The sequence below is a fragment of the Pseudomonas sp. genome (genome assembly GCF_049645325.1).
Classification (GTDB): Bacteria; Pseudomonadota; Gammaproteobacteria; order Pseudomonadales; family Pseudomonadaceae; genus Aquipseudomonas.
Genome location: NZ_JBARTQ010000336.1, coordinates 1 through 22,544, shown reverse-complemented (window position 1 = coordinate 22,544; position 22,544 = coordinate 1). Strand labels below are relative to the sequence as shown.

Sequence of the window (22,544 nt, the reverse complement as noted above, 5' to 3'; positions counted from 1 at the left end):
GGCACAGACTGTGGGGCGTGGGACGTCAAAAACGCCAACGGGTTCCCCAAATCGCCATCAGTCGCGGAAATTATTGAACTGCAGCGGCATGTCGAAGGTCTTGGCACGCAGGGCCGCGATCGCCTCTTGCAAGTCGTCGCGCTTCTTGCCGGTGATGCGCACTTGTTCACCCTGAATGGAAGCCTGGACTTTGAGCTTGGCATCCTTGACGTGAGCAACGATTTTCTTCGCGAGCTCCTTGTCGATACCTTCCTTGAGCACGGCTTCCTGCTTCATCAGCTTGCCGGACGCATAGGCGTCCTTGATTTCAAGGCATTGCGCGTCGATCTTGCGCTTGACCAGGGACAGCTTGAGGATTTCGATCATCGCTTCCAGCTGGAAATCGGCTTCTGCGGTCAGGTTGACGGTCAGGTCCTTTTCCTTGAATTCGAAGCTGCCCTTGCCTTTCAAGTCATAGCGACGGTCCAGTTCCTTGACGGCGTTCTCGACGGCGTTGGTGACTTCGTGTTTGTCCAGTTCGGATACCACGTCGAACGAAGGCATGTCATTTCTCCAATATAAGGGGCGGGCTCAGTAGAGATGGAGCGCGCCCGAGCTAAAATGCCGAGGCATTATAGCGGTTCTTTCGCCCCGTTCACTGCAGGCGACCCTACGGAGCACAAACTGATGTCGACCACCTGGCATATTCTCGGCGCCGGCAGCCTGGGCACACTCTGGGCCACGCGCCTGGCGCGCGCCGGCGTGCCTGTGCGGTTGATCCTGCGCGACGCCGCACGCCTGGCGAGTTATCAAGCCGGGAATGGGCTGACACTGGTGGAACATGGCCTGGAGCAGACTTACCCCGTCATGGGTGAAACGCCTGACAACCCCGAGCCGATTAATCGCCTGTTGGTAGCGTGCAAAGCCTACGACGCCGAAAGCGCCATCGCACAGCTGCAACATCGACTGGTGCCGGACGCCGAACTGATCCTGCTGCAGAACGGCCTCGGCAGCCAGGACGCGGTCGCCGCGCAACAGCCCCAGGCGCGCTGCATCTTCGCGTCCAGCACCGAAGGTGCGTTTCGCGACGGCGACTGGCGCGTGGTGTTCGCCGGCCATGGCTACACCTGGCTGGGAGACGCCGCCCACCCGACGCCGCCGCTGTGGCTGGACGACCTGCACGCCGCCGGCATTCCCCACGAATGGAGCACCAACATTCTTACGCGCCTGTGGCGCAAGCTGGCCCTCAATTGCGCGATTAATCCCCTGACCGTGCTTTACCAATGCCGCAACGGCGGCCTGCAAGACCATCAGTGTGAAGTCGCCACCCTGTGCGCCGAACTGACCGAGCTGCTCGAATGCTGCGGCCAGCCGGCGGCGGCCGAAGACTTGCACAGCGAAGTGGAGCGGGTGATCCACGCCACAGCCGCCAACTATTCCTCCATGTACCAGGACGTGGCCAACGCGCGGCGCACCGAAATCAGCTACCTGCTGGGCTACGCTTGCCAGGCGGCCGCCCGCCACCAATTGGTCTTGCCGCATCTGCAACAAGTACAGGCGCGGCTGGTCGACTACTTAGGTGCACGCGGATTGGCCAGCAACTGAGGCACGCGCTACCCTGCCTACCTGTCTATCACCTGGAAAAACCCTGATGCCACTGCGCCAGCGTCTTGAAAATCTACCGGTAGGGCAGAAACTGCTGGCCGCCCTGCTGGTGTTGTTGACCACCGTGTTGCTGGTGGCCAACCTGACGTTTATCAGTGCCGCCTACTGGATTTCCCAGGAAAGCATGGCGCCCCAGGCCCTGCAGGCCATTGGCCGCTTGGTCTCCAACCCGTCCCTTGCCGCCGAAGCCATCGAGTCGCCGGCCAAGGCCGAAGCGCTGCTCAATGAGTTGACCAGCTATTCACCCTTGCGCGCCGCCGCGTTATACGACGGCGATGGCAACCGCCTGGCGCAGATGCAGCACGGCAACCGCTTGCACCTGCCGGACAACTACCGGCATATCGAAGCCTGGCGCGTCACCGAGTTTCGCAGCAACCAGGTCATCACCCTGCCCCGCGTCGGCCAGCCTTCCGGGCACTTGCTGCTGGTGGCCAGCAGTGAGCTGCCGGTGGCCTTCTACACCGGCACGCTGACGGCCAGCCTGGGCATCCTGATTTTCAGCGTGTTGCTGTGGCTGGTCATCGCCCGGCAGATCAAACGCCTGATCACCCGCCCGATCCACGAACTTGAAGAGCTGTCGCGCCAGGTGACCCGCGAGGAGAACTACGCCCTGCGCGCCGGACGCGGCAACCATGATGAAATCGGCAGCCTGGCCGAAGCCTTCAACACCATGTTGTCGCGCATCGAAGCCCGCGAGCAGCAGCTTAAGCGCGCGCGTGACGATTCCCAGGCCGCCTACGATCAGGCCCAGGGCCTGGCCGAAGAGACGCGCCATACCAACCGCAAGCTGGAACTGGAAGTTCAGGTTCGCAGCAAGATCGAGAAAAAACTCACCGGTTTCCAGAATTACTTGAACAGCATCATCGACTCGATGCCTTCAGCACTGATCGCCCTGGACGAGCAGCTTTACGTCACCCAATGGAACCAGGAGGCCAGTGCGCTTTCCGGCACACGCCTGGATGAAGCGCTGAACCAGCCGATTTTCCTCGCGTTCCAGCCGCTCAAGCCGTACCTGCCGCAAATCAAGGCCACGGTTGAGCAACACAGCGTGGAACGCATTGAGCGCGTCACTTGGGTCAAGGATGACGAGCCCAAGCATTACGCCCTGACCTTCTACCCACTGATGGGCGGCGCCGGGCGCGGTGTAGTGATCCGTATCGACGACATCACCCAGCGCCTGTCCCTGGAAGAAATGATGGTGCAGTCGGAGAAAATGCTCTCCGTCGGCGGCCTGGCGGCGGGCATGGCCCACGAAATCAATAACCCGCTGGGGGCGATCCTGCACAACGTGCAGAACATCCGCCGCCGCCTGTCCCCCGACTTGCCGAAGAACCTGGAACACGCCGAACAGGCAGGCATTGAGCTGGACACCGTCAACCGTTACCTGCAAGGCCGTGAAGTGCCGCAATTGCTCGATGGCATTCAACAGGCTGGCGCGCGCGCGGCGAAGATTGTCACCCATATGCTCAGTTTCAGCCGCCGCAGCAATCGCCAGATGGCGCCGTGTGATTTGCCGGCACTGATCGACCAGGCGGTGGAAATTGCCGGTAACGACTTCGACCTCACCATTGGCTTCGACTTCAAGGGCCAGGCGATCATCCGCCAGTTCGACCCGCAACTCGGCCCGGTGCCTGGCACTGCCAACGAGCTGGAACAGGTACTGCTCAACCTGCTGAAAAACGCCGCGCAGGCGATTCACCTGCGCGAGGCCGACAGTGAGCCGGGGCGCATCATCCTGCGCACTCGCCTGAACCCGCCCTGGGCGGAGATCCAGGTGGAAGACAACGGCATCGGCATGAGCGAAAACGTGCGCAAACGCACCTTCGAGCCGTTCTTCACCACCAAGGAGATCGGCCAAGGCACCGGGCTTGGGCTGTCGGTGTCGTATTTCATCATCACCAACAACCACAAAGGCCAGATGGAGGTGCACTCCACCCCCGGCCAAGGCACCTGCTTCACGCTACGCCTGCCGTTGGCCGGCAGCCAAATACCCGCCTACGAACTCACGCAACTGGAGCAATGACCATGGGCTTTCGCCTGTCGAAGATCTACACCCGTACCGGCGACAAGGGCGAGACGGGGCTGGGCGACGGTCGTCGCGTGCCCAAGGACCACCCGCGCGTGGAGGCCATTGGCGAGGTCGATACGCTGAACAGTCAGTTGGGCTTGCTGCTGGCCAACCTGGAAGAACAAAGCGGCAAGCATCCGCAACTCAATGAGGTGATCGAGGTGCTGACACCTTGCCAACATCGCCTGTTCGACCTTGGCGGCGAACTGGCCATGCCGGTGTACAAGGCGCTGAATGCGGCGGAAGTGGACCGGCTGGAAGCGGCGATTGATCGCTGGAACGAGGAAGTCGGGCCGCTGGAAAACTTCATCTTGCCCGGTGGCTCCGCACTGATCGCCCAGGCGCACGTGTGCCGCAGCCTCGCGCGCAGTGCCGAGCGGCGGTGTCAGCACTTGAATACGGTTGAGCCGTTGGAAGGCGTGGGGTTGGCGTATATCAATCGGTTGTCGGATTTGTTGTTTGTGGCGGCGCGGGTGATTGCCAAGCGCCAGGGTGTTGCGGAGATTTTGTGGCAGGCGGCGGCGAAGCCACATTAATTATGAGGCGTCTGCCCTGACGCCTTCGCGAGCAAGCCGCTCCCACATTTGACTGCATTCCAAGGGTGGAACTCGGTCAAATGTGGGAGCGGGCTTGCTCGCGAAGAGGCCCGTCAGAACAACATCAAACTTCCGGCCAAAACGCCCGAATGCCCGCAACGCCCTGAGCCCCAGCGTGCCAAGCCCGTTCGCGCTCGGCAGGCCCAAGCCCGCCTAACAGAAACACCGGTTTGCTGAACCCACGGATCAACTCTGCCGCCTGCTCCCAACCCAAAGGCTGGGCGTCAGGATGGGTCTGGGTCGGCTGCACCGGTGACAGCGTGACAAAATCCACGTCCATCATTTCCGCCAGCGCCAGTTCTTCAGCGTTATGACACGATGCCGCCAACCAGCGGTCCTTCGACAGCGGACGCCCTTTGCTCGCGTATTTACGCAGTTGCGCCGAGGTCATGTGCCAGCCGGCCGCCGGGAAATCCCCCAGCCACTCAAACGGCCCCTTGAGCATCAATTGCGCCTTGCCGGCACACAGGCCCACCGCGTCCACCGCCAGGTCACGGTATTTAGGGTCGTAACCGTTCGGCGCGCGCAATTGAACCAGCTTGATGCCGCCAGCAATGGCTTTCTGAATACCGCGCAGCAGCGTCGGGGTTTCCAGTTCGCCCGGCGTGATCAGGTACTCGGCGGGTAAGCGCGCCGCTGCAACAATCGGTGCATTGGCCGCCGGGAATTGATAGTTCGGCAGATCCCGAGGTGCCACCCATTCCAGCGGTTGCCCTTCGGCGCCATGGGGCTCGCCGGTAAATTCCGACACTTCCCAAACATCCAGCAACACCTGCTTGTCCGGGTAGTCATGCTGCACCTTGATCAGCGGCCGCGCCGTGGTGACCTGGATGCCCAGTTCTTCCTGCAATTCGCGGGACAAGGCCGTGGCGACCGACTCATCGGCCTCCACCTTGCCACCGGGAAACTCCCAGAGGCCGCCCTGATGCTGGGTATCGGCGCGGCGCGCGAGCAGGATCCTGCCGTCGACACCGCGGATCACCGCTGCTGCTACATGCACTCGTTTCACCGCGCTTATCCTCTTGGCTATCAGGTACGGTATTCCGCGTTGATCTTCACGTATTCGTGGGACAGGTCGGTGGTCCAGATGGTTTCGCTGCACTCACCGCGACCCAACTCGATGCGGATGGTGATTTCTTCCTGCTGCATCACCGCCGAGCCCTGGGCTTCGGTGTAGGTTTCAGCGCGGGCGCCACGGCTGGCGATACACACGTCGCCGAGGAACACGTCGATCTTGCTCACGTCCAGGTCCGGCACGCCGGCACGGCCCACAGCGGCGAGGATACGGCCCCAGTTCGGGTCGGAGGCGAACAGTGCGGTCTTGATCAGCGGCGAGTGAGCCACGGTGTAGCCCACATCCAGGCATTCCTGGTGATTGCCGCCGCCGTTGACTTCAACGGTGACGAACTTGGTAGCGCCCTCGCCGTCACGCACGATGGCCTGGGCCACCTCCATGCACACGTCGAACACCGCCTGCTTCAACGCGGCAAACAGCGGACCGCTGGCTTCGGTGATCTGCGGCAGATCAGCCTGGCCGGTGGCGATCAGCATGCAGCAGTCGTTGGTCGAAGTGTCGCCATCGATGGTGATGCGGTTGAACGACTTGTTCGCGCCATCGAGGATCAGGCTGTGCAGCACATCGCGGGAGACGCTGGCGTCGGTGGCGATGTAGCCGAGCATGGTGGCCATGTTCGGGCGGATCATGCCCGCGCCCTTGCTGATACCGGTCACGGTGACGGTCACGCCGTCGTGCACGAACTGGCGGCTCGCGCCTTTTGGCAGGGTGTCGGTGGTCATGATGCCAGTGGCGGCCGCGGCCCAGTTATCCACAGACAGGTCGTCCAGCGCGGCTTGCAGGGCGCCTTCGATTTTCTCGACCGGCAGCGGCTCACCGATCACGCCAGTGGAGTACGGCAGCACCTGGCTGGCATCGACCCCGGTAAGCTGGGCCAGCTTGGCGCAGGTGCGCGCGGCAGCCACCAGGCCTGGCTCGCCAGTGCCGGCGTTGGCATTGCCGGTGTTGGTCAGCAGGTAACGAATGGTACCGGCCACACGCTGCTTGGCCAGGATCACCGGCGCGGCGCAGAACGCATTGAGGGTGAACACACCGGCGACGGTCGAGCCTTCGGCACAGCGCATCACCACCACATCCTTGCGCCCCGGGCGCTTGATGCCGGCCGAAGCGATACCGAGTTCAAAACCGGCAACCGGGTGCAATGTGGGCAAAGGACCAAGACCAACAGCCATGAATGCGCTCCTTAAAAATGAGGTGATGTGTGTGCCGTCGTGAGCGACGGTGAAATTAATGGCAAAACGCCGCGACGGCAAAGGCCGGTCGCGGCGCGGGGTGTTGCAGCGTCAGGCAAAAATCTTAGTTGATTTCGCCGTGGCAGTGTTTGAACTTCTTGCCCGAACCGCACCAGCACAGTTCGTTGCGGCCCAGCTTCTGGTCATTGCGAACCGGAGTTTGAGCCAGGGCCACATCGACCTCTTCGCCCAACACTTCAGGCGCTTCCAGGCCTGGCGCTTCGTCATGCTGGAACTGCATGCGTGCAGCCAGTGACTCGGCTTCCTGACGCAGGCGTGCTTCTTCCTCGATCGGGTCTTCGCGACGCACCTGAACGTGGGACAGCACGCGAATCGAATCGCGCTTGATCGAATCCAGAAGCTCGGAGAACAGCGTGAACGACTCGCGCTTGTACTCTTGCTTCGGGTTCTTCTGGGCGTAGCCACGCAGGTGGATGCCGTGACGCAGGTGGTCCATGGTCGACAGGTGGTCTTTCCACAGGTCGTCCAGCACGCGCAGTACGATTTGCTTCTCGAAGGTGCGCAGTGCTTCGGCACTCGCCTGCTCTTCTTTCTCGTTGTACGCGAGCAGCAGCTCGGTCATCAGCTTCTCGCGCAGCGTCTCTTCGTACAGGTGGTCGTCTTCGTCCAGCCACTGCTGAACCGGCAGCTCGACACCGAAGTCAGCCTTCAGCGCAGCTTCCAGGCCGGCAACATCCCACTGCTCAGGCAGGGACTGTGGCGGGATGTGAGCGCTGACAGTAGCGTTGAGCACGTCCTGACGGAAGTCGGCGATGGTCTCACCAATGTTGTCGGCGGCCAGCAACGTGTTACGCATGTGATAAATCACTTTACGCTGTTCGTTGTTGACGTCATCGAACTCAAGCAGTTGCTTGCGAATGTCGAAGTTACGGCCTTCTACCTTGCGCTGGGCCTTCTCGATGGCGTTGGTCACCATGCGGTGCTCGATCGCTTCACCGGACTGCATGCCCAGGGCCTTCATGAAGTTCTTCACCCGGTCCGAGGCGAAGATGCGCATCAGGCTGTCTTCCAGCGACAGATAGAAACGGCTGGAACCGGCGTCACCCTGACGACCGGCACGACCACGCAGCTGGTTGTCGATACGGCGCGATTCGTGACGCTCGGAAGCGATCACCTGCAGGCCACCGGATTCCAGTACCGCTTGGTGACGTTTCTGCCAGTCGGCCTTGATCTGCGCGATCTGCTCAGGGGTCGGGTCTTCCAGCGAAGCCACTTCCACTTCCCAGTTACCGCCCAACAGGATGTCGGTACCGCGACCGGCCATGTTGGTGGCGATGGTCAGTGCGCCTGGGCGACCGGCCTGGGCAATGATCTCGGCTTCTTTTTCGTGGAACTTGGCGTTGAGCACCTTGTGCTCGATGCCTTCCTTGTTGAGCAGGTTGGACATGTGCTCGGAGGTTTCGATGGTGGCTGTACCCACCAGAACCGGGCGACCGTGCGTCATGCACTCTTTGATGTCGGCAACAATGGCGGCGTATTTCTCTTCGGCGGTGAGGAACACCAGGTCGTTGTAGTCTTTACGCGCCAGCGGCTTGTTCGGCGGGATAACCATCACCGACAGACCGTAGATCTGATGGAATTCGAACGCTTCGGTGTCGGCTGTACCGGTCATGCCGGACAGTTTGTTGTACAGACGGAAGTAGTTCTGGAAGGTGGTGGATGCCAACGTCTGGCTTTCGGCCTGGATGTTGAGCACTTCCTTGGCTTCGATGGCCTGGTGCAGGCCTTCGGACAGGCGACGACCCGGCATGGTACGGCCGGTGTGTTCGTCGACCAGTACAACCTGGCCATCCTGCACGATGTATTCAACGTTGCGATGGAACAGCTTGTGAGCGCGCAGGCCGGCATACACGTGGGTCAGCAGGCCCAGGTTGTGCGCCGAGTACAGGCTCTCGCCTTCAGCCAGCAGGCCGATCTGGGTCAGCATGTCTTCGACGAACTGGTGACCGGCTTCGTTGAGTTCGACCTGGCGCGTCTTCTCGTCGATGGTGAAGTGACCTTCTTTGGTCACCACGCCTTCCACTTCCTCGATGTGCTGCTCAAGACGCGGGATCAACTTGTTGATCTCGGTGTACAGGCGCGAGCTGTCTTCGGCCTGGCCGGAGATGATCAGCGGGGTACGGGCTTCGTCGATGAGGATGGAGTCGACTTCGTCGATCACGGCAAAGTTGAGTTCGCGCTGGAATTTTTCTTCCATGCTGAACGCCATGTTGTCGCGCAGGTAGTCGAAACCGAATTCGTTGTTGGTGCCGTAGGTAATGTCGGCGGCGTAGGCGAGACGCTTCTCTTCCGGCGGCTGGAACGGCGTGACAACGCCGACGGACAGGCCGAGGAATTCATACAGCGGGCGCATCCAGTTGGCGTCCCGGCGGGCCAGGTAGTCGTTCACCGTCACAACGTGCACGCCCTTGCCGGACAGTGCGTTGAGGTAAACACCCAGGGTTGCCACCAGGGTCTTGCCTTCACCGGTACGCATTTCGGCAATCATGCCTTCATGCAAGGTCATGCCGCCGATCAACTGGACGTCGAAGTGGCGCATGCCCATGACGCGCTTGCCGGCTTCGCGGGCAACCGCAAAGGCTTCGGGAAGCAGCTTGTCGAGGGTTTCACCTTTGGCTATGCGGGCCTTGAACTCTTGGGTCTTGGCGCGCAATTGCTCGTCCGAAAGGGCAACCATCTGCTCTTCGAAGGCATTGACCAGCTGCACCGTCTTGAGCATGCGTTTAACTTCGCGCTCATTCTTGCTTCCAAAAAGTTTCTTTAACAAAGGCGCAAACATATCGGCAGGTTCTTCCACACATAGGGATGGAGGGCGCACCGTGAGTGGCCCGAGCAGCCCTCACGGCCGCATGCGAACGCGCATTCTACCCGGAATCGTGGGTGAGGAAAGTGGCGTTATTCCTCGATGCTGGCATGGCGCTGTGAGAGGGCCTGTTTAAAATAAGGGCTTTTGCTGGAACTTCAACCCATGGAACGCAGAAGTTACCTATTGATTTCATGAGCAACGCCCGGTCGACGCATCGCCTGGGGGCACAGGGGTGCTTTCTGCTAAGATGGCCGCTCTGTTACCTAAGGTGTCTAAACATGGCATTTCGCCCTCTTACAGCCCGCGCGCCCAGCGTGTTGCTTCGCGAAGCCAAGCCGTTAAAAGCCATCTTTGGCCACGCGCAACGCCTGGGCCATTTGCAACGCCTGCTCGAAAGCCAACTGCAACCGGCCGCACGTGAACATTGTCACGTGGCGTCCTGGCGTGAAGGTAATTTGCTGCTGATTGTCACCGACGGCCACTGGGCCACCCGTTTGCGCTACCAGCAAAAACGCCTGCAGCGACAATTGATGGCGTTTGATGAATTTGCCAGCCTGACGCGCATCCAGTTCAAGGTGCAACCGCCCACCGTGCAGCAAGGCGCAGTGGGGCACACCATGGACCTCTCGGAAATCGCCGCCGAAACCATTCAGGCAACCGCCGACGGCATCAGCGACCCAGGGTTGCGCGCGGCACTGGAGCGGCTCGCCGCCCACGCCAAGCCCAAACCCTGAGCATTACTTGCGCTTGCTGCCGCCCAGCAACGAGCCCAACAAACCACGCACCAATTGCCGCCCCATCTGGTTCGCCGCCTGCTGCATCGCCGATTTGAGCGCCTTGCCAGCCGTGGTGCCCAAAAACGCGCCGGCCTTATCGGTGAAGCTCGGTTCTTCGGCCGTCGACTTGGCCTCCTCGGACGTCCCGAGGTCCTTGCGTGCCATCAGCACTTCATAGGCCGACTCCCGGTCAATCGGCTTGTCATACCGCCCCAGCAACGGCGAACTGGCGATCAGCGCTGCGCGCTCGCCGTCACTGAGTGGCCCGATCCGCGATTGCGGGGGCGCCACCAGTACGCGTTGGACGACTTCCGGCGTGCCTTTTTCCTGCAAGGTGCCCACCAACGCCTCACCGGTGCCCAACTCGGTCAGCACCGACAAGGTATCGAACGCCGGGTTAGGCCTGAAACCGTCCGCCACTGCGCGCAAGGACTTCTGCTCTTTCGTGGTGAAAGCCCTGAGGCCATGCTGGATGCGCAGGCCCAGCTGCGCGAGCACCGTGTCAGGCAGGTCACTCGGCGATTGCGTGACAAAATAAACACCCACGCCTTTGGAGCGAATCAGGCGCACCACCTGCTCCAGGCGATCCTGCAACGCCTTGGGCGTGTCTGCGAACAGCAAATGCGCCTCGTCGAAAAACAGCGCCAGCAACGGTTTATCGGCATCGCCACGCTCCGGCAACTGCTCGAACAACTCGGCCAACAGCCACAGCAGAAAGGTCGCGTAGACCTTCGGCGCCTCATGCACCAGGCGGCTGGCGTCCAGCAAATGAATGCGCCCACGGCCATCGCTGGCGGGCTGCAAAATGTCTTCAAGTTGCAGCGCCGGCTCGCCAAACAAGGCTTCGGCACCCTGCTGCTCCAGCACCGCCAAACGCCGCAACAACGCCTGGCTGGAACCGGTGGTCATCAGCGCGGCATCGTCGCCCAGCAGTTCCGGGTGATAACGCAGGTGGTTGAGCAGTGCCTTGAGGTCCTTGAGGTCCAGCAGCAACAGGCCCTCGCGGTCCGCCACCTTGAAGGTTGCGTAGAGCGCCGATTGCTGGCTGTCGGTGAGCTCCAACAGCGCGCCGAGCAATAAAGGCCCCATTTCGCTGATGGTGGTGCGCAACGGATGACCTGATTGCCCGTGGATATCCCACAGCGTCACCGGATAGGCCTTCGCCGTGTAATTAAGGAAGGGCATGCCCGCGATGCGCTCGGCCACCTTGCCCTGCGGGTTGGCCGCAGCACCCAGCCCGCACAGATCACCCTTGATATCGGCCGCAAACACCGCCACGCCCGCCTCACTGAAGGCTTCCGCCAGGCGCTGCAACGTGACGGTTTTGCCCGTGCCCGTGGCGCCGGCAATCAACCCGTGGCGATTGGCCAGACGCATGGCCTGGGCGATAGGCTGGCCATCTAAGCCAGCGCCGATAAGGAGTTGCGAGGAGTCAGGCATTTCGTCACCTATGGTTAATCTTTAGTACAGCCAGGTCGATACAGACAGTGTGAGACCCACAAAGTCTAAAAATAGGTCAGATAGTTCCTACAGGGACCACGGAGCTATCAGAAGAAGTAACACACCTTTTTTGACACTGTCATTTTGCGCATCCTACGAGGACGCGCTTCGGATATTAAGACCTTAGCGGACCCTACAAGCCATGAATAAAAATCTGCGCTTCAGCCACAAAATCCTGCTTGCAGCCTCCCTTATCGTTATCGCCGCCTTCGCACTGTTTACCCTCTACAACGACTACCTGCAGCGCAACGCGATTCGCGACGACCTCAATAATTACCTGCATGAAATGGGCGATGTCACCGCCAGCAACATCCAGACCTGGCTCACCGGGCGCATTGCCCTGGTGGAAAACGCCGCACAAAACATTGCCATCAACCCGGAACCCGCGGTGGTGGCCACCCTGCTGGAACAGAAAGCCCTGACATCCTCGTTCATGGCGACCTACGTCGGCGACAGCAAAGGCGCCTTCACCATCCGCCCCGACACCAAGATGCCGGACGGCTTCGACCCACGGGTTCGCCCTTGGTACAAAGGCGCCCAGAGCAGCAATGGCTCAACGCTGACCGAACCCTATATCGATGCCGCCACCGGCCAACTGATCATTTCGATCGCCACGCCCAGTGCCAAAGCCGGCCAGAGCATCGGCGTGGTGGGCGGCGACCTGAGCCTGCAAACCCTGGTGGATAACATCGGCGCGCTGAACTTCGGCGGCATGGGCTATGCATTCCTGGTGAGTGCTGATGGCAAAGTGCTGGTGCACCCGGACAAAAACCTGGTGATGAAGACCCTGGCCGACGTGTACCCAAACAACACGCCGAAGATCAGTGGCGACTTCAGCGAAGTGCAGGCCAACGGCAAAGACAACATCGTGACCTTTACCCCGATCAAAGGCTTGCCATCGGTGAACTGGTACCTGGGCATTTCGGTGGATAAAGACAAATCCTTCGCCATGCTCAGCGAATTTCGCACCTCGGCGGTCATCGCCACCCTGATTGCCGTGGTGATCATCATCGCGCTGCTGGGCATGTTGATCCGCGTGTTGCTGCAACCCCTGCACGTGATGACCCGCGCCATGCAGGACATCGCCGATGGCGAGGGCGACCTGACGCGCCGCCTGACCATCCAGAATAACGACGAGTTCGGCACCCTTGGCAACGCCTTCAACCGCTTTGTGGAGCGAATTCATACGTCGATTCGCGAAGTGTCCTCGGCCACCGAGCAGGTCAATGAAGTGGCACTGCGCGTGGTCAGCGCCTCCAACTCATCAATGGTCAACTCCGACGAGCAGGCCAACCGCACCAACAGCGTCGCCGCCGCCATCAACGAGCTGGGCGCCGCCGCGCAGGAAATTGCACGCAACGCCGCACAGGCGTCTACCCAGGCCAGCGATGCACGGCACTTGGCCGAAGACGGTCAGCAGGTGGTTGATCGCAATATCAAGGCGATGACGCAGTTGTCCGCGATGATCAGCGCGTCGAGCAGCAATATAGAAGCGCTTAACAGCAAGACGGTGAATATCGGGCAGATTCTGGAAGTGATCACCAGCATCTCCCAGCAAACCAACCTGCTGGCACTCAACGCAGCGATCGAGGCCGCCCGTGCCGGGGAAGCCGGGCGTGGTTTTGCGGTCGTCGCCGACGAAGTGCGCAACCTGGCCCATCGCACCCAGGAATCGGCGCAACAGGTGCAAAAGATGATCGAGGAACTGCAAGTCGGCGCCCGTGAATCGGTCAGCACCATGAGTGACAGCCAGCGCCACAGCCAGGACAGCGTGGAAATCGCCAACCTGGCCGGCGAACGCCTGAACAGCGTGACCCAGCGCATCGGCGAAATCGACGGCATGAACCAGTCAGTGGCTACCGCCACCGAAGAACAGACCTCGGTGGTGGAGTCGATCAACATGGACATCACCGAGATCAACACCCTCAACCAGGAAGGCGTGGAAAACCTGCACGCCACCCTGCGCGCGTGTACCGACCTGGAACAGCAGGCCGCGCGCCTGAAACAATTGGTGGGCAGCTTCCGCATCTGACCTGCGATCCGCATTGCGCACATCCCAACCGAACATCTGTGTTTGCCTCAGGTCCACGATAAGGAGAGCAACGGATCTGAGGGATGTTCATCGTGCACATCGCGGACATAACCATGTTCTACGCCCCCGCCAGCGGAGGCGTACGGACTTATCTCGACGCCAAGCACCGACGCCTGGCACTCAAGCCCGGCATTCGCCACAGCCTGCTGATCCCTGGCGCGCACTTGAGCGAACAGGATGGGATATTCAAGGTACCGGCGCCTGCCCTGCCCTTCGGCAAAGGCTACCGGTTCCCCCTGCGCCTGGCGCCATGGAGAAACGTCCTGCACGATTTACAGCCCGATCTGATCGAGGTTGGCGACCCCTACCTGACGGCCTGGGCCGCGCTGGATGCCCGGCGGCAGCTGGATGTGCCAGTCATCGGTTTTTACCATTCCGATTTGCCGCTGTTGGTGAGCAATCGCATGGGGCCATGGTTCACTCCCAACGTTGAAGCCTATGTGAGCAAGCTCTATGGCAATTTCGACCGGGTATTGGCGCCAAGCCAAGTGATGGCCGACAAGCTCAGCGGGCTTGGCGTGAAAAACGTGTTCGTGCAGCCGCTGGGCGTGGACCTGCAAACCTTTACTCCGAGCGCGCGGGAGCCAGGCCTGCGCGCCGAACTGGGCGTCAGCGAAGACACCCGCCTGTTGATATTCGCCGGGCGCGGGTCCAAAGAAAAAAACCTGCCGGTGCTGCTCAACTGCATGAAACGCCTGGGGGACGCGTACCACTTGCTGCTGGTGGGTTCCGGCATGCCCGCCAGCGTGCCGGACAACGTCACAGTGGTTGATGGGTTCCGCCCCGCCGCCCATGTCGCGAGGTTGATGGCCAGTGCCGATGCCTTGCTGCATGGCGGCGATCAGGAAACCTTCGGCCTGGTGATTCTGGAAGCCATGGCCTGTGGCATCCCAGTGGTTGCCGTGGCGGCCGGTGCGTTTAATGAGATTGTCAGCGAGCGCTGCGGCCTGCTGTGTTCGCCCAATAACCCAAGGGCAATGGCCAACGCCGTGCGCGAGTTGTTCAGTGCCGACAGCCGTCGCCTGGGCGCCCAGGCTAGAAGCCATGTCGAGCAACATTACGCGTGGGACTCGGTGGTAGACAGCCTGCTGGGCCATTACCACGCCGTATTGGGCCAGCAAAAACCGTTGCAATCCCATGGCTGAGCGCTCGGTAGTGCTGGTACTGCATGACGTCGCGCCGCACACGTGGGCCGACTATCGGCCCTTTGTCGAAGCCGTCGACGCCTTGGGCAACGTACCGATCACTTGGCTGGTGGTGCCCGACTTCCACCATCACGACGACCTCGCCGCCCAGGGCGATTTTCGTCGACTGCTGGACAGCCGCGTCGCCAAAGGCGATGAACTGACCCTGCACGGTTATTACCATTGCGACGATCAACCCGCGCCGCGTACGCCAACAGAGTGGTTCATGCGGCGCGTGTATACCCACGAGGGCGAGTTCTACTCGCTGTCACACGCTGATGCCCTGGACCGAATCCGCGCGGGCATTGAAGTCTTCCATCGCAATGACTGGCCATTGCACGGTTTTGTCGCGCCCGCCTGGCTGATGAGCGCAGGCACCCGGCAGGCACTTCGCCAATTGCCGCTGACCTACACCAGCGACCCACACCATTTATATCGTCTGCCCGACTTCACGCCAGTCGACGCCCCGGGACTGGTCTGGAGTGCTCGCAGCGCCTGGCGCAGGCGGGTGTCCAAATGCATCAGCGAGCGCCGCGAACAGCGCTGGCAGACAACGCCAGTCATCCGCCTGGGGCTGCACCCGGTGGACATGCGTCACGCGTTGTCCCGCCGCTATTGGCTTGACGCCCTGCAACGCCTGCTGGACGCCGGGCGCACCCCGCTGACCAAGGTTGCCTGGCTGGCGACACAGCCATGAGACGGCTGATCTGGCTGGCGCTGGCCTTGCTGGTCGCGCTGTTGGTCCCCTTCGTGCTGGGCGGCGGCGACACCCTCGCGCGCCTGCACCAATTCCCACGACCGCAACTGGTGGTGATGGTCGGCATGATCATCCTGTGTTGGCTGATCAACAGCCTGCGCCTGTGGTTTTTGCTGGGCGAGCAGCGCCACCGGATGAGCCGGCTCAGAAGCCTGGGGGTGGTGATATCGACGGAGTTCGCCATGTGCGCCACGCCCGGCGGCAGCGGCGGACCGCTGACCATGATGGCCCTGTTGGCCCGCAACGGCATACGCCCGGCCCACGCCAGCGCGGTGTTCGCGATGGACCAGATGAGCGACTTGGTGTTTTTCCTCTGCGCACTGGTGGGAATCGCGCTGTATGCACTGTTCCACAGCCTCAGTCCTCGCCTGGAATGGCTGCTGGGGCTCAGCGCCGTGTCGATGGTGGCCGCGATGGCGGGATGCCTGGCCATGGCGCGTTTTCATCGCCCGTTGATTCGACTGGCAGGCCGGGCGCTCAAGGCCATGAAGGTGCACGCAGCAACCCGTCGGCGCTGGGCACGCAGGGTGTTGCACTTTCTGACGGCCTTCACCCAAACCCTCAAACTGCCGTGGCATACCTTGGGCGCGGTGTTCGCGCTGACATCCCTGCATTGGCTGTTGCGTTACAGCGTGTTGTACCTGGCACTGCGCGGGCTGGGCGGGGACGTGCAGTGGGCCTGGTGCTTCCTGATCCAGATGCTGTCTTTGACCGCTGGGCAATTCAGCCTGTCGCCGGGCGGTGCCGGTGCGGCGGAGCTGACGTCCGCGGCACTGCTGGCGCCGATGGTGGGCAAGGCCACCGCGGCAGCCGCCATTTTGATCTGGCGGGCGGTGACCTATTACTTTTATCTGTTGGCGGGCGCGCCGGTATTTCTATTGATGGTCGGCAAACCGCTGCTCAAGCGTGTTTTTCAGGGGGCGCGGGGAGTTCGTCCTGCTCCTGCAACTGCTTCCACAACCCGGCAGCCTCCGGGAAGTCCGTGCCGTCCTCGGCACTCAGCGCATCCGGGTCATAACGGCTCAGACACCCCTCGCCCAACGTAGCGGGCGCCCTGGACGTGGCTTTATCGAGTGGATCGGTCATGGTGGTGTCCTGATGGGTGGGCGAGCAAAGAAAAGGGCCTGGAACGATTTAACGCCCAGGCCCTTCTTTGTTCAATCAAAAGCCGCCGGTATCAGAACACGACGGTTTTGTTGCCGTGCACCAGCACGCGGTCTTCGAGGTGATAACGCAGGCCACGGGCCAGCACCATCTTCTCGACGTCACGGCCGAAACGCACCATGTCTTCAATGCTGTCGCTGTGGCTGACGCGCACCACGTCCTGTTCGATGATCGGACCGGCGTCCAGCTCTTCGGTGACGTAGTGGCACGTTGCGCCAATCAGCTTCACGCCACGCAGGGACGCCTGGTGGTAGGGCTTGGCCCCGACAAACGATGGCAGGAAGCTGTGGTGAATGTTGATCACCTTGCCGGCGTACTCGCGGCACAGTTCCGGCGGCAGAATTTGCATGTAGCGCGCCAGCACCACCACGTCAGCCTCGTGCTGCTTGACCAGGCGGGAGACCTCGGCGAAAGCCGGCTCCTTGTCCTGTGGGTTGACCGGCACGTGGTAATACGGAATGCCATGCCATTCGACCATGCTGCGCAGGTCATCGTGGTTGGAGATCACGCACGCGATCTCGCAGTCCAGCTCATCGCTGTGCCAGCGGTGCAGCAAGTCGGCCAGGCAATGGGACTCACGACTGGCCATCAGCACCACGCGCTTTTTCTGCTCGGTGTCGGTGATATGCCAGGTCATCGAAAACTCTTCGGCGATCGGCGCGAACGCCTCGCGGAACGCTTCAAGACCAAAGGGCAGCGTGTCGGCACGGATTTCGTGACGCATGAAAAACCAACCGCTGAGATTGTCCGAGTGATGGCTCGCCTCGGTGATCCAACCGTTATGGGAAGCCAGAAAGTTACTGACTTTGGCAACGATGCCAACCCGGTCCGGGCAAGCAATCACCAGCCGAAAAGTGCGCATTAGGGGGAAACTCCAGAACTTCGCAAAGGCCGCCATTCTAGCGATTGCGCAGAAAAACTGCAGTATTCATTGCGGCTTATTCTGCACCCTGGCCGTGGCGACAGCCCTTAATAGCGTAAGGTTTTACCCGCACTACATGCGCGTAAAACGGCGCGTTTGGCCAGTTATCAAAAAATAAGCAGAATAATCTTTACACCTGACACCTACTAATTAACTCGATTGCATAGCAGGGTTGCAAACATTCAAACTAATTCACCTAAATGCATCCTTAAATGTTTACTTGGGGAAATTGCCTGACTATTATTAGGCCACTCTCCCTGTCAATCAGCGCTCTACATAAGGTAGTCCACATGTCTCTGATCAACGAATACCGCGCCACCGAAGAAGCTATCAAAGAGCTGCAAGCCCGTTTGAAGAACCTGTCCCAAGACGACAAGCTGCAAACCGAGCTGGAATTTGAAGGCAAACTGCGTACGCTGATGGGTGAATACTCCAAATCCCTGCGCGACATCATCGCGCTGCTGGATCCAGAGTCGAAAGTTAAAGCACCGCGCGGCGCTGTGAAAACTACCGGCACCAAGCGTGCTCGCAAGGTCAAGCAATACAAGAACCCGCACAACGGTGAAGTGATTGAAACCAAAGGTGGCAACCACAAGACGTTGAAAGAGTGGAAAGCCAAGTGGGGCGGCGACGTAGTTGAAGGCTGGGCTACCCTGCTGGGCTAAGCTTCGCCAGGCGCACGCCTGATCCGCAACACATAAAAAACGCCAGCTTGCTGGCGTTTTTTATTGTTCGAATATTTTGCAACTACCTGACTACAGGTCCAGACGAGCCGCTAAAGAGTCGGCATATTCCTGCCATTGATCCAGCACCTGGCACTGAAACGATGTAGCACTAACAGCCAACTCCTCGCGTGCCAGCTTAAATGCCTCAAGGGTATTGGGCGCGCCCCACTCCGGGTTCGACAAACGTTGCTGACAGAAAAGTTTCCAGCGCTCTTGCTCCTCGTTATTCAAGGTGTCAGGAAAGTTACGAGCACGGTAGCGAAACAATAATTCCGGCAAACGATCATCATCAAACGGCCACTGCTGACGCGCCAGATCTGCCGGCTCGGCCGTGCGCACTTGTTCACATAAACGACGGTCGCGATCACCAATAAAACCGTCGTAGAGCTGCTGCTCAGGGTCATGACTCGGCGCAAAGTCTTCCTCGGCGTAAACGGCCGCCAACTTGTCACGCCAAACTTCCTGTGCGTCAGTTAGTCGCAGTGCGCGCGCCTGACAGGCATCCATATCCAACTGAAGCCGCTCACGGTCTTGCGCCCGCAGCACGTTTAAAGGGGCGACAACCGGGCAACGATTGATATGCAGCAACTTGAGTGGCACCGGCAGTTCACCTTCGGCCAACTGATCACGGCGAGTGTAGAGGCGTCGGCGCAGCGTATCGGCATCCAGGTCGAGCAACCCCTGTGGGTCGAGCCCAAGGTCACAGACGATCAATGCATTGCGATTGCGCGGATGCCAGGCCAGAGGCAGCACCACACCCAGGTAATGACGCTCGGCGGAAAAGCGCCCGGAGATATGCACCATCGGTTGCAACAGGCGCACCTGATCCATTACCCGTTGCTTGCTGCGCAGTTGAAACAGCCATTCAAAGAGCTTGGGCTGTTTCTCGCGAACCAGACGCGCCAAGGCAATGGTAGCCCGCACATCCGACAAGGCATCGTGGGCCTGGCCATGGTCAATGCCATTGGCCTCGGTCAGGCGCTCAAGCTTGAGGGTGACGCGCCCGTCCTGCTCGGGCCAGACAATGCCTTCCGGGCGTAGCGCGTAAGCGGTGCGGACCACATCGATCAAGTCCCAGCGGCTGTTGCCGCCCTGCCACTCGCGGGCGTAAGGGTCAAAAAAGTTGCGGTACAGGCTGTAGCGCGTCATTTCATCGTCAAATCGCAGCGTGTTGTAACCGGCTCCGCATGTGCCCGGCGCGGCCAGCTCGGCGTGCACGCGAGTCATGAAGTCGGCTTCGGCCAAGCCCTTTTCCGCGAGCACGGCAGGGGTAATGCCAGTGATCGCGCAGGCAGCCGGATGGGGCAGGATGTCGTCGCTGGGCCGGCAGTAAAGGTTGACCGGCGGGGCGATTTCGTTGAGTTCGAGGTCGGTACGAATACCGGCGACCTGCAACGGCCGATCGCTGCGCGGGTTGATGCCAGTGGTTTCGTAGTCGTACCAGAAAAGGGTCGTCACGGGCTGTTCCTGTGCTGAAGATCGACAAAGTCTAGGCGCTGCAAGGTGTCCGGGCCAGCGATACCTTGACTGTACAAACATCCAGCAAAACCTTGAGTGGTTGCTTCCAGCGTCGACGCTGCTAGCATCCGTGTCTCTCAACCGCTTCGCACTGCCAGGGATCGCAATGCCATCAGCCCCTTTGGATACCCGTTACCAGATCGAGACCCCGGAGGGCATCGACTTGCCCTTGCGCCCCGCAGGCCTGCTGCCTCGCGGGCTCGCCTTCGCTTTTGACCTGGGCGTACGTGGCTTGATCATCGGTGTCCTGCTGATACCGCTGGCCCTGCTGGGCAACATTGGTATTGGCTTGGGCTCACTACTGCTGTTCCTGGTCAGTTGGTGGTACATGGTGCTGTTCGAAGTACTCAATCAGGGCTGCTCCCCTGGCAAGCAAGTCATGGGCCTGCGGGTCATACAGGACGACGGCACACCTGTTGGCTGGTCCGCGTCGCTGATCCGCAACCTGCTGCGTTTTATCGACATGTTGCCCTTCGGTTACTTCCTCGGCGCCATCAGTTGCCTGCAACATCCCCACTTCAAACGCCTCGGCGACCTGGCCGCCGGCACCCTGGTGGTTTACCGCGAGCAGCCACTGATCCGCCCGCAGATACCTCACGCTACCGCCCTGCGCCTGCCCTTCGCCCTGGACCTTAGCGAACAGCGCGCCCTCCTCGGCTTCGCCGAACGCCAAGGTGAATTATCCACCGAACGGGTACAGGAACTGGCCGCCATTCTCGCCGCGCCCCTCCAAGTATCTCCAGCGCGGGCGGTGGAGCAACTCAACGGCGTGGCCCGTGGCTTGTTGGGCCCGACATGAAACAGAGCCTGTTCGAGAGCCGTCACCAGGCCGAATGGCAAGCCTTTGCGGAACAACTGAAACAGTTGGAGCAGGGCAAAGCCAAGGCAGCTGGCATGGCCGAATTCCCTCATCACTACCGACATTTATGCCAGCATCTGGCCTTGGCACAGGAGCGCGGCTACAGCAGCTACTTGGTAGACCCTTTGCAACAACTGGCGCTGCGCGGCCATCAACAGTTGTATCGCCACCGCAGTCAATTGGGAGCGAACGTATTGAGCTTCGTGCTGGCAGGTTTCCCTCGCCTGGTGCGCGAACAGTGGCGCTTCGTGTTGATCGCCAGCGTGCTGTTTTTTGGCAGCCTGGTGGGGATTGCTTTGCTGGTCTACCTGTTTCCCGACCTGATCTACAGCATCATCAGCCCGCAGCAGGTTGCCGAGATGCAAAGCATGTATGACCCCGACGCCAGCCGCCTGGGCCGCGCCGCCGAGCGCGCCTCCAGCGAAGACTGGATGATGTTTGGCTACTACGTGATGCATAACATCGGCATCGCCTTCCAGACATTTGCCGCCGGCTTGCTGTTCGGCCTGGGCAGCGTGTTCTTCCTCATATTCAACGGTTTGATCATCGGGGCTGTCTCCGGCCACCTCACCGAAATTGGCTATGGTCAGACGTTCTGGTCGTTTGTCATCGGCCACGGTGCCTTTGAACTCAGCGCCATCGCCCTGGCCGGAGCGGCCGGTTTGCAACTCGGCTGGGCGCTGATCGCGCCAGGGCAACTGGCTCGAAGTGAATCCCTTGGTTTGGCCGCGCGCAAAAGCGTACAGATGCTCTGCGGTGTCATGATTTTCCTGCTGATCGCAGCGTTTATCGAAGCCTACTGGTCTTCCACCACGGCCCTGGCGCCTTGGGTCAAATACTCTGTCGGCACTGCGCTTTGGCTGCTGGTGGCGACTTATCTGATTTTCGCCGGACGGACTCGCCATGCGCCTGAGTGATGCGAGCGTAGTGATTCGTCCCCGTACAACTTGGGAAGCCATGGACCTGGGTGTGCTCATGGCACGTAAACATCGCCTGTTGCTGATGAGCAGTTGGGCGCTGATGAGCTTGCCGGTATTTGCCTTGCTCACCGCGTTGCTTTGGAAGCACCCCTCAATCGCAATGTTCCTTTTCTGGTGGCTCAAACCCGCGTTCGACCGCTTGCCGCTGTATATCCTGTCCAAGGCACTGTTTGGCGAAACACCCGGAGTCAAAGACGCATTGCGCCATTGGCCGCAGCTACTCAAAAGCCAGTTGCTGGCCAGCCTCACCTGGCGGCGGCTAAGCCTGAGTCGCAGTTTCGTGCTGCCGGTAAGTCAACTCGAAGGGCTGGATGGGCAAGCGCGCCAGCAACGTCTGGGTGTGCTGCTACAACGTAACGCGGGTGCTGCGAGATGGCTGACCATCCTCGGCGTGCACGTGGAGATCGGCCTGTGGTTCGGCTGCATGGCGCTGTTCTATCTGTTCATTCCTGAACAGGTTGAACTGGATTGGGACTGGCAACGGCTGATACTCGCGACGGGCTCGGAAGGGCTATGGCTGGAGCATCTGAGCAACGCCTTCTACGCCTTGGTGCTGGTGTTCTGGGAGCCCATTTACGTTGCCTGCGGTTTCAGCCTTTACCTCAACCGTCGTACCGTATTGGAG

The 22,544-nt window shown here is 60.6% G+C and carries 18 protein-coding genes and 2 pseudogenes; 13 read left to right on the top strand and 7 right to left on the bottom strand.

Annotation, left to right across the window (positions count from 1 at the left end):
* Window positions 1–57: 57 nt before the first annotated feature.
* Window positions 58–543, bottom strand: coding sequence for a YajQ family cyclic di-GMP-binding protein (locus WBB95_RS15200; RefSeq protein ID WP_076017433.1), 486 nt, complete (start codon window positions 541–543; stop codon window positions 58–60).
* Between the two features lie 123 nt (window positions 544–666).
* Here WBB95_RS15200 and WBB95_RS15195 point away from each other — a divergent pair, with 123 nt between their 5' ends.
* The 3 genes from WBB95_RS15195 to WBB95_RS15185 are packed head-to-tail and all read left to right on the top strand — an operon-like array spanning window position 667 to window position 4,248.
* Window positions 667–1,584, top strand: a complete 918-nt coding sequence (locus WBB95_RS15195; RefSeq protein WP_424488334.1) for a putative 2-dehydropantoate 2-reductase — start codon at window positions 667–669, stop codon at window positions 1,582–1,584.
* Window positions 1,585–1,630: 46 nt separating this feature from the next.
* A complete protein-coding gene (locus WBB95_RS15190) occupies window positions 1,631–3,667 on the top strand; it encodes an ATP-binding protein (RefSeq protein WP_424488333.1) in 2,037 nt (678 codons plus the stop codon).
* Window positions 3,668–3,669: 2 nt separating this feature from the next.
* Window positions 3,670–4,248, top strand: a complete 579-nt coding sequence (locus WBB95_RS15185) for a cob(I)yrinic acid a,c-diamide adenosyltransferase (protein ID WP_424488332.1) — start codon at window positions 3,670–3,672, stop codon at window positions 4,246–4,248.
* A 124-nt stretch (window positions 4,249–4,372) separates the two neighbouring features.
* Here the strand turns inward: WBB95_RS15185 and WBB95_RS15180 are convergent, their stop codons facing one another.
* From WBB95_RS15180 to secA, 3 genes are all read right to left on the bottom strand, one after another.
* Window positions 4,373–5,317 carry a Nudix family hydrolase gene (locus WBB95_RS15180; protein WP_424488331.1) on the bottom strand — a complete coding sequence of 315 codons (945 nt, stop codon included), beginning with the start codon at window positions 5,315–5,317 and terminating at the stop codon, window positions 4,373–4,375.
* Between the two features lie 20 nt (window positions 5,318–5,337).
* On the bottom strand, window positions 5,338–6,555 hold the full coding sequence (gene argJ, locus WBB95_RS15175) for a bifunctional glutamate N-acetyltransferase/amino-acid acetyltransferase ArgJ (protein ID WP_424488330.1): 1,218 nt from the start codon (window positions 6,553–6,555) through the stop codon (window positions 5,338–5,340).
* A 124-nt stretch (window positions 6,556–6,679) separates the two neighbouring features.
* The gene (gene secA, locus WBB95_RS15170; RefSeq protein WP_424488329.1) at window positions 6,680–9,415 is read right to left on the bottom strand and encodes a preprotein translocase subunit SecA; all 2,736 of its coding nucleotides are present in this window, start codon (window positions 9,413–9,415) and stop codon (window positions 6,680–6,682) included.
* A 305-nt stretch (window positions 9,416–9,720) separates the two neighbouring features.
* Here secA and WBB95_RS15165 point away from each other — a divergent pair, with 305 nt between their 5' ends.
* Window positions 9,721–10,176, top strand: a complete 456-nt coding sequence (locus WBB95_RS15165; RefSeq protein ID WP_424488328.1) for a DUF721 domain-containing protein — start codon at window positions 9,721–9,723, stop codon at window positions 10,174–10,176.
* 3 nt (window positions 10,177–10,179) lie between these two features.
* Here WBB95_RS15165 and WBB95_RS15160 read toward each other — a convergent pair whose 3' ends face one another.
* Window positions 10,180–11,658 carry a helicase HerA-like domain-containing protein gene (locus WBB95_RS15160; protein WP_424488327.1) on the bottom strand — a complete coding sequence of 493 codons (1,479 nt, stop codon included), beginning with the start codon at window positions 11,656–11,658 and terminating at the stop codon, window positions 10,180–10,182.
* 202 nt (window positions 11,659–11,860) lie between these two features.
* On the opposite strand from WBB95_RS15160, the pseudogene WBB95_RS15155 reads away from it, so the two are divergent.
* The 5 genes and pseudogenes from WBB95_RS15155 to WBB95_RS15135 form a co-directional block, all read left to right on the top strand.
* Window positions 11,861–12,892: pseudogene (locus WBB95_RS15155) on the top strand (HAMP domain-containing protein); the annotation flags it as partial.
* Window positions 12,893–12,985: 93 nt separating this feature from the next.
* A complete protein-coding gene (locus WBB95_RS15150) occupies window positions 12,986–13,750 on the top strand; it encodes a methyl-accepting chemotaxis protein (RefSeq protein WP_424488335.1) in 765 nt (254 codons plus the stop codon).
* Between the two features lie 83 nt (window positions 13,751–13,833).
* Entirely contained in the window at window positions 13,834–14,955 is a 1,122-nt protein-coding gene (locus tag WBB95_RS15145; RefSeq protein WP_424488326.1) for a glycosyltransferase family 4 protein, read from the top strand.
* Window positions 14,948–15,691, top strand: coding sequence for a DUF2334 domain-containing protein (locus tag WBB95_RS15140; protein ID WP_424488325.1), 744 nt, complete (start codon window positions 14,948–14,950; stop codon window positions 15,689–15,691). The genes WBB95_RS15145 and WBB95_RS15140 overlap by 8 nt, the downstream gene beginning before the upstream one ends.
* Window positions 15,688–16,797, top strand: a complete 1,110-nt coding sequence (locus tag WBB95_RS15135) for a lysylphosphatidylglycerol synthase transmembrane domain-containing protein (RefSeq protein ID WP_424488324.1) — start codon at window positions 15,688–15,690, stop codon at window positions 16,795–16,797. Before WBB95_RS15140 ends, WBB95_RS15135 begins: the two co-directional genes overlap by 4 nt.
* 131 nt (window positions 16,798–16,928) lie before the next feature.
* Here WBB95_RS15135 and purU read toward each other — a convergent pair whose 3' ends face one another.
* Window positions 16,929–17,777 (bottom strand): formyltetrahydrofolate deformylase, encoded by an 849-nt coding sequence (purU, locus tag WBB95_RS15130; RefSeq protein WP_015885632.1) that lies wholly within the window; start codon window positions 17,775–17,777, stop codon window positions 16,929–16,931.
* Window positions 17,778–18,127: 350 nt separating this feature from the next.
* Here purU and mvaT point away from each other — a divergent pair, with 350 nt between their 5' ends.
* Window positions 18,128–18,502, top strand: a complete 375-nt coding sequence (gene mvaT, locus WBB95_RS15125; protein WP_005790963.1) for a histone-like nucleoid-structuring protein MvaT — start codon at window positions 18,128–18,130, stop codon at window positions 18,500–18,502.
* Window positions 18,503–18,592: 90 nt separating this feature from the next.
* Here the strand turns inward: mvaT and sbcB are convergent, their stop codons facing one another.
* Window positions 18,593–20,020, bottom strand: a complete 1,428-nt coding sequence (gene sbcB / locus WBB95_RS15120; RefSeq protein ID WP_424488323.1) for an exodeoxyribonuclease I — start codon at window positions 20,018–20,020, stop codon at window positions 18,593–18,595.
* Window positions 20,021–20,186: 166 nt separating this feature from the next.
* Here sbcB and WBB95_RS15115 point away from each other — a divergent pair, with 166 nt between their 5' ends.
* From WBB95_RS15115 to WBB95_RS15105, 3 genes and pseudogenes are all read left to right on the top strand, one after another.
* Entirely contained in the window at window positions 20,187–20,879 is a 693-nt protein-coding gene (locus WBB95_RS15115; RefSeq protein ID WP_424488322.1) for an RDD family protein, read from the top strand.
* The gene (locus WBB95_RS15110; RefSeq protein WP_424488321.1) at window positions 20,876–21,856 is read left to right on the top strand and encodes a stage II sporulation protein M; all 981 of its coding nucleotides are present in this window, start codon (window positions 20,876–20,878) and stop codon (window positions 21,854–21,856) included. Before WBB95_RS15115 ends, WBB95_RS15110 begins: the two co-directional genes overlap by 4 nt.
* Window positions 21,843–22,544, top strand: a pseudogene (locus WBB95_RS15105) (DUF4129 domain-containing protein); the annotation flags it as partial. The gene WBB95_RS15110 and the pseudogene WBB95_RS15105, both read left to right, overlap by 14 nt.

Coding starts and splice junctions, on each gene's coding strand:
- WBB95_RS15115 (WP_424488322.1), top strand. CDS start 20,187: ATGCCATCAGCCCCTTTGGATACCCGTTACCAGATCGAGACCCCGGAG.
- mvaT (WP_005790963.1), top strand. CDS start 18,128: ATGTCTCTGATCAACGAATACCGCGCCACCGAAGAAGCTATCAAAGAG.
- WBB95_RS15110 (WP_424488321.1), top strand. CDS start 20,876: ATGAAACAGAGCCTGTTCGAGAGCCGTCACCAGGCCGAATGGCAAGCC.
- WBB95_RS15190 (WP_424488333.1), top strand. CDS start 1,631: ATGCCACTGCGCCAGCGTCTTGAAAATCTACCGGTAGGGCAGAAACTG.
- WBB95_RS15150 (WP_424488335.1), top strand. CDS start 12,986: ATGGTCAACTCCGACGAGCAGGCCAACCGCACCAACAGCGTCGCCGCC.
- secA (WP_424488329.1), bottom strand. CDS start 9,415: ATGTTTGCGCCTTTGTTAAAGAAACTTTTTGGAAGCAAGAATGAGCGC.
- argJ (WP_424488330.1), bottom strand. CDS start 6,555: ATGGCTGTTGGTCTTGGTCCTTTGCCCACATTGCACCCGGTTGCCGGT.
- WBB95_RS15135 (WP_424488324.1), top strand. CDS start 15,688: ATGAGACGGCTGATCTGGCTGGCGCTGGCCTTGCTGGTCGCGCTGTTG.
- WBB95_RS15160 (WP_424488327.1), bottom strand. CDS start 11,658: ATGCCTGACTCCTCGCAACTCCTTATCGGCGCTGGCTTAGATGGCCAG.
- WBB95_RS15145 (WP_424488326.1), top strand. CDS start 13,834: ATGTTCATCGTGCACATCGCGGACATAACCATGTTCTACGCCCCCGCC.
- WBB95_RS15165 (WP_424488328.1), top strand. CDS start 9,721: ATGGCATTTCGCCCTCTTACAGCCCGCGCGCCCAGCGTGTTGCTTCGC.
- WBB95_RS15185 (WP_424488332.1), top strand. CDS start 3,670: ATGGGCTTTCGCCTGTCGAAGATCTACACCCGTACCGGCGACAAGGGC.
- WBB95_RS15195 (WP_424488334.1), top strand. CDS start 667: ATGTCGACCACCTGGCATATTCTCGGCGCCGGCAGCCTGGGCACACTC.
- purU (WP_015885632.1), bottom strand. CDS start 17,777: ATGCGCACTTTTCGGCTGGTGATTGCTTGCCCGGACCGGGTTGGCATC.
- WBB95_RS15140 (WP_424488325.1), top strand. CDS start 14,948: ATGGCTGAGCGCTCGGTAGTGCTGGTACTGCATGACGTCGCGCCGCAC.
- WBB95_RS15200 (WP_076017433.1), bottom strand. CDS start 543: ATGCCTTCGTTCGACGTGGTATCCGAACTGGACAAACACGAAGTCACC.